At 60.0% G+C, this 9,838-nt stretch carries 10 protein-coding genes; 8 read left to right on the top strand and 2 right to left on the bottom strand.

The window, feature by feature from the left end; translation table 11 throughout:
• Positions 1–211 precede the first annotated feature (211 nt).
• From JWR14_RS36385 to JWR14_RS36360, 6 genes are all read left to right on the top strand, one after another.
• Positions 212–1,051, top strand: a complete 840-nt coding sequence (locus tag JWR14_RS36385; protein WP_299719240.1) for an ABC transporter substrate-binding protein — start codon at positions 212–214, stop codon at positions 1,049–1,051.
• Positions 1,038–1,928, top strand: coding sequence for a polysaccharide deacetylase (locus JWR14_RS36380; RefSeq protein ID WP_299719237.1), 891 nt, complete (start codon positions 1,038–1,040; stop codon positions 1,926–1,928). The genes JWR14_RS36385 and JWR14_RS36380 overlap by 14 nt, the downstream gene beginning before the upstream one ends.
• Positions 1,928–2,830: a polysaccharide deacetylase gene (locus JWR14_RS36375; RefSeq protein WP_299719235.1), complete on the top strand. Its 903-nt coding sequence runs from the start codon at positions 1,928–1,930 to the stop codon at positions 2,828–2,830. The genes JWR14_RS36380 and JWR14_RS36375 overlap by 1 nt, the downstream gene beginning before the upstream one ends.
• Positions 2,827–4,227 carry an MmgE/PrpD family protein gene (locus tag JWR14_RS36370; protein WP_299719233.1) on the top strand — a complete coding sequence of 467 codons (1,401 nt, stop codon included), beginning with the start codon at positions 2,827–2,829 and terminating at the stop codon, positions 4,225–4,227. Before JWR14_RS36375 ends, JWR14_RS36370 begins: the two co-directional genes overlap by 4 nt.
• A 71-nt stretch (positions 4,228–4,298) precedes the next feature.
• Entirely contained in the window at positions 4,299–5,156 is an 858-nt protein-coding gene (locus JWR14_RS36365) for an ABC transporter substrate-binding protein (RefSeq protein WP_299719231.1), read from the top strand.
• Positions 5,157–5,244: 88 nt separating this feature from the next.
• Positions 5,245–5,940 carry a YafY family protein gene (locus JWR14_RS36360; protein ID WP_299719229.1) on the top strand — a complete coding sequence of 232 codons (696 nt, stop codon included), beginning with the start codon at positions 5,245–5,247 and terminating at the stop codon, positions 5,938–5,940.
• A gap of 36 nt (positions 5,941–5,976) precedes the next feature.
• On the opposite strand, the gene JWR14_RS36355 is transcribed toward JWR14_RS36360, so the two are convergent.
• Both JWR14_RS36355 and JWR14_RS36350 read right to left on the bottom strand, forming a co-directional pair.
• Positions 5,977–6,702 (bottom strand): cysteine hydrolase, encoded by a 726-nt coding sequence (locus JWR14_RS36355; protein ID WP_299719227.1) that lies wholly within the window; start codon positions 6,700–6,702, stop codon positions 5,977–5,979.
• A 172-nt stretch (positions 6,703–6,874) separates the two neighbouring features.
• Positions 6,875–7,735 carry a proline dehydrogenase family protein gene (locus JWR14_RS36350; RefSeq protein WP_299719225.1) on the bottom strand — a complete coding sequence of 287 codons (861 nt, stop codon included), beginning with the start codon at positions 7,733–7,735 and terminating at the stop codon, positions 6,875–6,877.
• 420 nt (positions 7,736–8,155) lie between these two features.
• Here JWR14_RS36350 and JWR14_RS36345 point away from each other — a divergent pair, with 420 nt between their 5' ends.
• Positions 8,156–8,794 (top strand): LysE family translocator, encoded by a 639-nt coding sequence (locus tag JWR14_RS36345; protein ID WP_299719223.1) that lies wholly within the window; start codon positions 8,156–8,158, stop codon positions 8,792–8,794.
• A 389-nt stretch (positions 8,795–9,183) separates the two neighbouring features.
• Positions 9,184–9,838 (top strand): aromatic amino acid lyase (locus JWR14_RS36340; RefSeq protein WP_299719221.1); only part of this gene is annotated, 655 nt, incomplete at its 3' end.

The raw sequence follows: 9,838 nt of genomic DNA, 5'->3' as shown, positions 1-9,838 counted from the left end.
GCATGAACTCTGCTTCGAGCGTGAAGTGTACAATCGCATTGTGTTGATGGACCAGGGAGAGGTAGTGGAGAGCGGCACGCCTGAACAGGTGCTGTCAAATCCCCAGCATCGACGCACGCAGGATTTCATTTCGGCCGTACTTTCCTGATTTTTGTTCGTGATTCCAGCGCCGCTGGAACCCGGGCTGACTTTTTTTCTTCAGCGAGTTTCCATGAATGTTTCCCTTCGCTTTCGCCAGTTTGCCGCGCTCGTCACCGGCACGATGGCGTTGCACATGCCTCTGGCACACGCCGGGACACCGCCGTCGATCGGCAAGAGCACGCTGGTTGCGGCCATCGTGCCGAACTATCCGCCGTTCGAATACAAGGACCCGGCCACCGACAAGCTGATGGGTTTCGACGTTGACCTGGGTGAAGCGATTGCCGCGAAACTCGGCGTCAAGCTGCAGTGGGAAGAAACTGGCTTCGACCAGATGATGAGCGCACTGACCACGCATCGTGTCGATGTGATCCTGTCGGGCATGACCGACCTGCCGTCACGCCGTGAGGCGGTTAACTTCCTCGATTACGTCACGGGCGGTCCGCAGTTCTACACCGTCAAGGCACGTGTTGGTGAATTCGCCAGCATGGACGCGTTGTGCGGCAAGACGGTGGGCGCGAGCCGCCGCACGTCGTGGCCCGACGACATCGCGACCTGGAGCAACGAGCACTGCGTGAAGGCCGGCAAGAAGCCAGTCAACGTAAGCGGCACGAACGGCTCCGCGGATGCACGTGTGCAGTTGCGCCAGGGCCGTATCGACGCCGCGGTGCAGGGTGGTGAAACGCTGCCGTATCAGAATTCGGTGGAGGAGAACGCATACGCGCCGATCGGGAAACCGTTCCTGTCGCAGTACAACGGCATCGGCATGGCGAAGGGCAACGCCGCGTTGAACGCGGGACTCACGGAAGCGCTCAACCAGCTTATCGCCGATGGCACGTATCAGAAGATCCTCGTGAAATGGGGTCTGCAGGAACACGCAGTTCAAAAGGCGTTGATCGATGCAAGCAACTGACACCAACCAAGCTACACCGCGCTGGCCTGAAGGGAAGCGCTCATGCGTTGCGCTGGCTTTTGACCTCGACGGCCCGACTGGCGACGCCATGCTCGACGGCTCGATCTGGAGTAATCCTTCTTACTTCACGCTGGGCAGCTATGGCCCCTGGCGCGCGCTGGGACGGTTGCTCGACATGCTCTGCGACATGAAGGTGCCGGCCACGTTTTTTGTACCTGCATGGGTCGTCGAAAACTGGCCGGAGCAGTGCGCGGCCATCGTTGAGCGCGGTCACGAGATTGGTTATCACGGCTATAAACACGAGGCATTCTGGACGCTCGATGCAGACGGCCAACGCGCGGTGATGGAGCGCTCGGCGCACGTGTTCGACGAGTACCTCGGCATACGCCCGGTGGGTTTCCGCACGCCTTCCGGTGACTGGGGACCGGACACCATCCGCGTATTAATGGAAGCGGGCGTACGTTACTCGAGTTCCATGCGTGGTGATGACCGTCCGTATCTGCTGCACGCGCCGGGCGTGGCCGAACCCATGGTCGAGATTCCCGGCCGATGGGAAATGGACGACTATGCGTCGCTTGCGTATCACCGCAATCCGAATTTTCCGGCGAGCCTGGATCGCATAGCGAGCTACGACACGACGCTCGACAACTGGCGGCGCGAGTTCGATGGGTCACATCGCGACGGACTGTGCCTGACGACGTTGTTCCACCCGAAGGTATCGGGAAAGCCAGGCAGGATCGCGCTACTTGAAAGCCTGATCGATCACATGCACGCGCAGGGCGGCGTGTGGTTCGCCACCTGTCGCGACGTCGCGCAATGGTGGCGTGACAATCACGATGACACCCCCGCCTCACCGACTCCGCAGGAAGCTCGCTGATGAACTCTTTACGCTGGCCGCAGAACGCGCGTTGCGCGGTTGTTGTCACAGTCGACTTCAACGATGAACACGGCATCCTTACGCAAGAGCCTCGCATTGCGGGACGCGAGAAATCACTTTCGGTATGGCGCTATGGAGCGAAGCGCGGAGTGGATCGCGTGCTGGACGCGCTCGAAGAATTCGACGTGCATTCAAGCTGGTTCGTCCCCGGCCGTGTGGCCGAAACGCACGCGGACCTGGTGAAACGCATCAGTACGCAGAAGCATGAAATTGGCAACAGCGGCTACGTCTGCGAAGACTTCGATACGCTCACGCTCGACGCACAAAAGGATGTGTTCAGGCGAGGACAAGCTGCGCTCGCTCAAGTGCTCGGGCAGCATGCACAAGGTTTCCGTTCATTCACGGGTAACTGGGCGCCGGGCTTTGCGGACTTCTTGCGCGATGAAGGCGTGACATGGTCTTCATCATGGCGCGGCGATGATCTGCCGTACTTCCATATGCCGGATACGGATACGTCGCTTACGGCGCCTCGTCTGGTCGAGTTGCCGCTGCACTACGAGCTGGAAGACGAGCCGTACTTTGCTTATAACCTCTCGCCGGCAGTCCCGGTTGGGCAACCGCGCATTCCTTCGTATCGTGAAGTGCTGCAGAACTGGAAGCATGATTTCGCGGCGTTTCATCGATTCGGATTGTGTTTCGTGCTGAGGCTGCATCCGGAGATTATCGGCACGGCGGGGCGCATTGACGTGCTGCGCGAGTTGCTCGCCAATATCCGCTCACGCGACGATGTCTGGTTCGCCACCGGATCGGAAATGGCGGCATGGTGGCAGCAGAGCGTGGAAGCTAATGAGCCCGGTCATCCGGTCGAAGTGTATGCGCGGCATCGGCGGGAGGAAGCGTGAACGCGTCGTCTTTATCGCTATCGCTATCGCAGCGTTTGGCTGCGTTTGTTGCAGATACCCCGGCCGAAGCGCTTCCCGCACCGCTCGTGCACAAGGCGAAGCGCCATATCCTTGATACCCTCGGCGCAACGCTTGGCGGCGCGACGGCGGTGGAAGCCCGCAGTGCCCGCGCGGTGATGGGCAAGGGCAGCAGTGGTGACGTAACCGCGTGGGGCACGTCGCAAACGTTCAACGCCCGCGATGCGGCCTTCGTGAACGGCGTAGCTGCCCATGCGCTTGAACTCGATGACGCCGGCGGCTGCGATCATTCCGGCGCGGTGGTGTTACCCGCGGCGTTTGCTGCGCTCGCCTGCACGCAGCGGCCCGTGTCGGGCCGCGAGTTCCTGATGGCGGTCGTACTCGGCTATGACGTCGGCCGCCGCGTGCTGGAAGCATGCGGTGGGTATTCGCCTCACAACAACTACGGATGGCATTCGACCATGACGTGCGGTGTGTTTGGTGCGGCCGCCGCCAGCGCGCGCCTGCTCGGTCTCGATGCCGCGCGGACCGCTGCGGCGTTCGGCCACGCGGCGAGCTTCAGCGGCGGGTTGTGGGGTTTCATCCACGACGCATCGCAGACCAAGCGCATGCATACGGGTCGCGCAGCCGAAGGCGGACTGCTCGCTGCGTTGCTTGCCCAGCAGGACGTTAGTGGTCCGACGCAGGTGTTCGAGGACGTATGGGGCGGTTTCTTCAACGCGTTCGCACGAGATACGCAAACGCCAGATGCATTGCTCGCTGACTTGGGCGTTGTCTGGAAACTCATGCGCTGCTCGATCAAACCGCACGCGGCATGCCGCAGCACGCACGCTGCAGTGGATGCCACGCTCGACCTGCTGCAAGGTCGCGAAGCGGACCTGGACAAGCTCGTTGGCGTGCACGTCAGCCTCAGCGCCTTCGTGAACCAGATGTGCGGTGGGCGTGACCTCCACACGCTTGCTTCCGCGCAGATGAGTTTGCCTTACGCGATCGCCACGGTGCTGGTGAATGGCCATGCGGGAATCGGCGCCTATCTGGATGCGCAACGTCACGACCCGCGCATCGCGGTCGCAATGGAACGCGTCACGCTTGAAATTGACCCGTCGATGTCCGACCTCGACGAGCCGGTCATCACGCTCGCACTGTCCGATGCCGAGCCGCGTTCGCAACAGATCAACGTGCCGCTCGGCGACCCGCGCAATCCGGTTTCCGATGCGGACCTCGCCGATAAATATCGCGCGTTGGCCGCCATGACGATTCCGCAAGCGTCAGTGAATGCGCTTGAAACTGCCGTACTCGACCTGGACAATCTCGCCGATGCGCGAACCCTGACGCAATGGCTGCAAGGCGACGCCGACTCAAGACCCGTAGTGCGTTAATTGTTACTCCGACCGATATCCCGCTCCCTGACCCCGACTTTTAACAAGACCTTTATAAAGGTGCGTCTTCCATGAACAAGCTGAACCCGATCCGTGCCGTTTCCAGCCTGATGGCACTTTGCCTGTCGACGTTTCTTGTAGCGAGCGGCGCTCATGCGCAGGCCCTGCCTGACGCTATCGTCAAGTCGAAAGTGATCAAGGTCGCGGTGAACTCCATTTATCCGCCGATGGAATACAAGGACCCGGAAAGCGGCGACCTGGTCGGTTTTGATATCGATCTGGGCAATGCGATCGCCAAGGAACTGGGCGTAAAACTGGACTGGCAGGAGTCGGCGTTCGAGCAGTTGTTGCCGTCGCTGGCAACGGGGCGTGTCGATATGATCCTGAGCGGAATGAGCGACGTCCCGGGCCGTCGCGACACCGCCGATTTTCTCGACTACCTGAATTCGGGCGCGCAGTTTTATATCCTCGCGTCGCGTGCGAACGAGATCAAGCACGCGACGGATCTCTGCGGCAAGTCGGTTGGCACGAGCCGCAGCACGTCTTTCCCGGCTGACACGGCCGCGTGGAGCGCGAAGAATTGCGAGGCGGCGGGCAAGCCTGCCATCACGGTGTCCGGCACAGAGGATACTTCTGCTGCACGCATGCAATTGAAGCAAGGACGAATTGTGGCGGGCGTGCAAGGCAGCGAAACGCTGCCGTATGCAATGAAGCTCGAACCGACTACCTACAAGCCGATCGGCGAGCCGTTCGCGACCTCGCCCGAAGGAATCGCGTTTGCGAAGTCGAATCCCAAGTTGCGCGATGCAGTGCTGGGTGCGCTGAATAAACTGATCGCGAACGGGACGTATGCGGCGATTGCCGCCAAGTGGAATCTGCAATCGAGCGCGGTCAAGCAGGTAACGTTGAACGCTGCTCCGGCCCGTTAGTCCGGGAGTCATCCGTCGAGAGACCGCGTGAACTTCATAGTGCGTTCATGGTACGTTTAGCTCCTGTCAAATCCTGTCAGGAGCCAGGGTGTCCCGAACCGCTCGTTTATTGACCTTGCTGGAGAGGCTGCGCGCGAAGCGTGTGCCGGTAACTGCGTCCGAACTCGCGTTGGACCTGGGCGTGTCCGAGCGCACGTTGTATCGCGACATCGCGACGCTGATTGAACAGGGCGCGCCAATACACGGCGAAGCAGGCATAGGCTACGTGCTCAGGCCGGGATTGTTCCTGCCGCCGCTGATGTTGAGCGAGGACGAGATCGATGCCGTGGTGCTGGGCCTGCGTTATGTCGACCAGCGCGGCGATGATGTTTTGCGCAAGGCTGCCGCTCAGGCGCTAGCGAAGATTGATGCGGTATTGAACGCGTCGGGCAAGGACGCGATGCGTGCCCCGACCGTCCATTCCGGACCTCCGGTGCCGGACTTTCCGATTAATACGGTGCCGCTCACTAGCCTGCGTGCAGCCATTCGTGGCCAGTGCAAACTGCGGATAGGGTATCTGGACGTGCAAGGCGAACCGTCGAATCGTATCGTCTGGCCGGTTGTTCTGGGCTTCCTCGACAATGTCCGAATTCTTGGCGCGTGGTGCGAAAAGCGTCAGGATTTCCGTAGTTTTCGGACAGACAGAATTACGTCAGCCGATGAAACCGGCGAACGGTATCCGGGCGCAAGAACGGTGCTATTGAGCCGATACCGGACGCATCTGGCGAAGTCGACGCCTTGGTAGCCACGCTGTAACGGGCTTAAACGTGTAGGCCTTGGATTAAGTAGCTCCCACGCTGATCGCCCGCACTACCTCGTCCGCGCTCTGCACAACCTGCCCGAAATAGAGTCCGAAGTTTTTCATGGCGGCGTCGTGCATGGCCGGGCTGCAATCGGCGCATGCGTCCGATACCAGCATGCAACCGAAGCCGCGATCCGCAGCATCCCTCGCCGTGGTCTCCACACAGCAGCTTGTCACCACGCCCGCGAACACCAGATTCTGGATCCCCGCACGGTCCAGCGCGTTCTGGATCTCGCTGCCATTAAACGCCCCCTGCGTTGTCTTGCGGATCACGGTTTCGCCTTCCAGCGGCGCGACCTCCTCGCGAAATGCGTAGTCCGGGTTTCCGGTCCACCACAGGTCATCGATACCCGCCGCCTGCTCCAGCCTGCGCGTCCAGTCACGAAATCGCGATGGGCAATCGCGCATGTCGCGGTAAGCGGAGCCGGTTGAAATATGCACGATCGGCATTCCGGCTGCGCGGAAGGCGTCGAGCAACTGGCGAATGGCGGGGATCGTAGTCTGCGCCAGACGCTCCAGGTAGTAACGCATCGAGCCGGGTTCCACGGCTTCGCACGCTTTCACCCAGCCGCGGTCCGGCGCGGCATCGCTGTATTGAACATCGACGACAACCAGCGCCGTCGTTTTGCGAACCGTCAGATCGACGAACGGAATGGTCGATGAAAGATCTTCGAAAGCGGCAGAGGGTTTTTCTCGCGAGTTCATGCTGGATGTTTCCTCGGTCAGGGCTCAGAAGATGTCATTGTGAATAAGCGCCTCCCTGGCCATCAACACCAAAACGACGCCCGCTTGTGTTCCAGCGACGCCTCTCGATGTACGCGTTCATTACTCGCGACAAGACACGCGCGCCGGTGTCGCGAAAGATCAAGTGCGCGATTTATGACTCAGTAAATTGAATTGGCCGCGCTTGTGCAAACCGGCTCCGAAAGCGTGCCCGCTGCTCACCCCAACATCGATTTTCCTGGAGAAGAAACGATGAACGTCCCTGCACGCCTCGCCTGTTTGACATTGATCGCCTGTTGCAGCGTGACCGCCCACGCGCAGGATAAAACCCGGCGTCGCGTGCTTCTGGCGAGAGCATCAAGTGTGCTGCGTCGAGGTAACCGCGGTCAATGCATGCGCGCCCTTGGTAATCGTGTGCCGTGGATTCGGGAAACGCACCCTTCACCAGCCGCACTGACGTCGACTGGCAGACAAGCTTGCCGAGATCGTCAAGCGTGCGTCGGCGTTGTGCTTGCAGAGTCAGTGCAACGAGGAGGCCCTTCGCATGTAACAACGCATGCAGCCTGCAGGTCCAATCAAGGATCGACAGGTCTTCCATGTCGAGCATGACCTTGTTTCCGGTCCCGAGCGGCGACGGTTGACACGCAACGCGTTGTGCAATCAACGTCGCGTTTGCCGTGCCGAATGTATCGTCTTCCATGAAACCGATAGCGGTCGGATCGATCGACACATGCACGTCGAGCCGGGCTCGTCCAAGCGTATCGATGGCGGCAAGTACCTGATTCACGTTGTATTCAATCGCTGTGCGATCGACCACGTATTCGCCCAGGTAGAAAAGTGATGCGCGGATGCCATGTCGCTCAACCAGGCGCTTGGCCGTGGTGAGCGCTACCTCAACGTCAGCGCCGCCGATGAAACGCGTCGCCAGCGCGCTTCGTGCTCCTGCGCTGCGCATGAAGCGCGACACGCTCGCGTTACGCGCCAATGCGATCATCGTATTTTGCACGATGCTCATCGGATCGAGCCCGCGTGGTCGAGGGTCACCGGAGTGAGAACGGCGGACGGCTGGGAAGCGGGATAGCCTTGCAACATGCAGTCTCCTGGCGGGCAAAACACCAAGCATCGGCTGCGGGCCGCGGCATGTCTTGAACGCTGGTGACGCTGCAATCAAACCGCGTTTGACTGTTAGCGCTGAGGTGCGCAGCGATCCCTGCTTCCATCGGCGAGACGTGTGGCTGATTCATTCGTGAACGCCGAGCGGAGCTAGCAGTCTGCATTCGCTCACACGCGTTGCCAGGCCTGGAGCGTCGAGGTCGCAAGTGATGGCCGACACTTGCGACTTAGCAATCTGCTTAATCTGCCAATGCGGCGCCGGTCCGCTCGTGTTATTTTTCTGCAAAACGCACCCTATAACCCTACTTTCAGGAGAACTCCGATGACCGCCTTTGCCGCTGTCGCCGCGATACTTGCCGCGCTATTAATGGGGGCGATGAGCCCCGGTCCAAGCTTCGTGCTGGTCGCACGCAATGCAATCGGCTTGTCGCGGACGGACGGATTAGCTACCGCGCTCGGCATGGGCGTGGGAGGCGTGTTCTTTAGCGGCATCGCACTTGCGGGGCTCTATACGCTGTTATCCGCGGTGGAATGGCTGTATGTCGGCCTGAAGGTGGCCGGTGGACTCTACCTGATCTATATCGCCTCGAAGATCTGGCGTGGAGCGTCGAGTCCTCTGGTGGTGGATAACGGCGGCAGTGTTCAGAACCATAATCCGCGCAAATCATTCTGGATCGGACTCACGACGCAACTCAGCAACCCGAAGACTGCCATCTGGTACGGTAGTATTTTCGCCGCCCTTTTACCGCAACATCCGCCGCTCTGGTGTTACCTCATCCTGCCTCCCATGATCTTCACGATCGAAGCAGGGTGGTACACCATTGTCGCCTTATGTTTCTCCAGCCGCCGTCCGCGCGAGCTGTACCTGCGCGCCAAGAAATGGATTGATCGTGTTGCGGCAGGCGCTATTACTGCGCTGGGCCTGCGATTGATTTTCACCGCGCATAAAGCAGGTATCTGAAGGTGTTGCAGCAGCAGCCACATGGCGAGCCCGCGTTGTGCGGGCGCGCCGGGTGGTTGCTTATCCAAGGCGGCTAGCGGCTATATGCAGCGTCGGATGTGAGTCCGAGGTGCCGCTGCAGTATAGACAGGTGCGAATAGCGTGATCTTCGAGCACTAGTTCCTATTTGTCGCCTCGAATATCTAGGCTTAACCATTATATAGTCAACCTGTAAGCCGGATTATCTGCTTTTCTCTCGCCTCTGCCTGTCAGCCCGCCGCGTGCTGCTTTAAACCATTTGCCTCATCCTGACCTTAAAAAATAACTTGTATATACCGATTTTGTTGTCCTAGACTCGAGGCTATTCTCTTGTATAGACAAGAAGCAGCCAAAGCCAAAAAGGACGACCGATGATCAAGCTCACCCCCGGCAAACTCACATTGCCCCAACTGCGCCGCATCGCGCGGGAACCCGTCCAGTTGACGCTGGATCCGGCGAGCCACGCCGCTATCGACGCATGCGCGAAAGCAGTGGAGGACATCGCGGCGAAGGGGTTGCCGGCGTATGGGATCAACACAGGTTTCGGGCGACTGGCGAACACCCACATACCCGCCGATCAGCTTGAATTGTTGCAACGCAATCTCGTGTTGTCGCACGCGGTGGGCGTGGGTGAGCCTATGGCGCCGCCCGTCGTTCGCCTGCTGATTGCTCTGAAGCTATCAAGCCTTGGGCGCGGCCACTCGGGGATCCGGCGCGTTGTGATGGACGCCATGATCACGTTGTTCAACGCGAATATCCTGCCAGTAATTCCGGTGAAAGGTTCTGTTGGGGCATCGGGCGATCTTGCGCCGCTCGCGCATATGTCGGGTGTTTTGTTGGGTATTGGCGAGGTGTTTATCGAAGGCAAGCAGGCTCCTGCAATCGATGGACTGAAAGCCGCCGGCCTCGAACCGCTGACGCTGCAGGCCAAAGAAGGTCTCGCGCTGCTCAACGGCACGCAAGCTTCCACGGCGCTCGCTCTGTACAACATGTTCGCGATCGAGGATCTGTACCGCACGGGGCTGG

This window comes from Caballeronia sp., assembly GCF_028292365.1.
In the GTDB taxonomy this organism is placed as follows: domain Bacteria; phylum Pseudomonadota; class Gammaproteobacteria; order Burkholderiales; family Burkholderiaceae; genus Caballeronia.
Note: the sequence above shows the minus strand (reverse complement) of the source record. Positions and strands in the feature narration are given on the sequence as shown.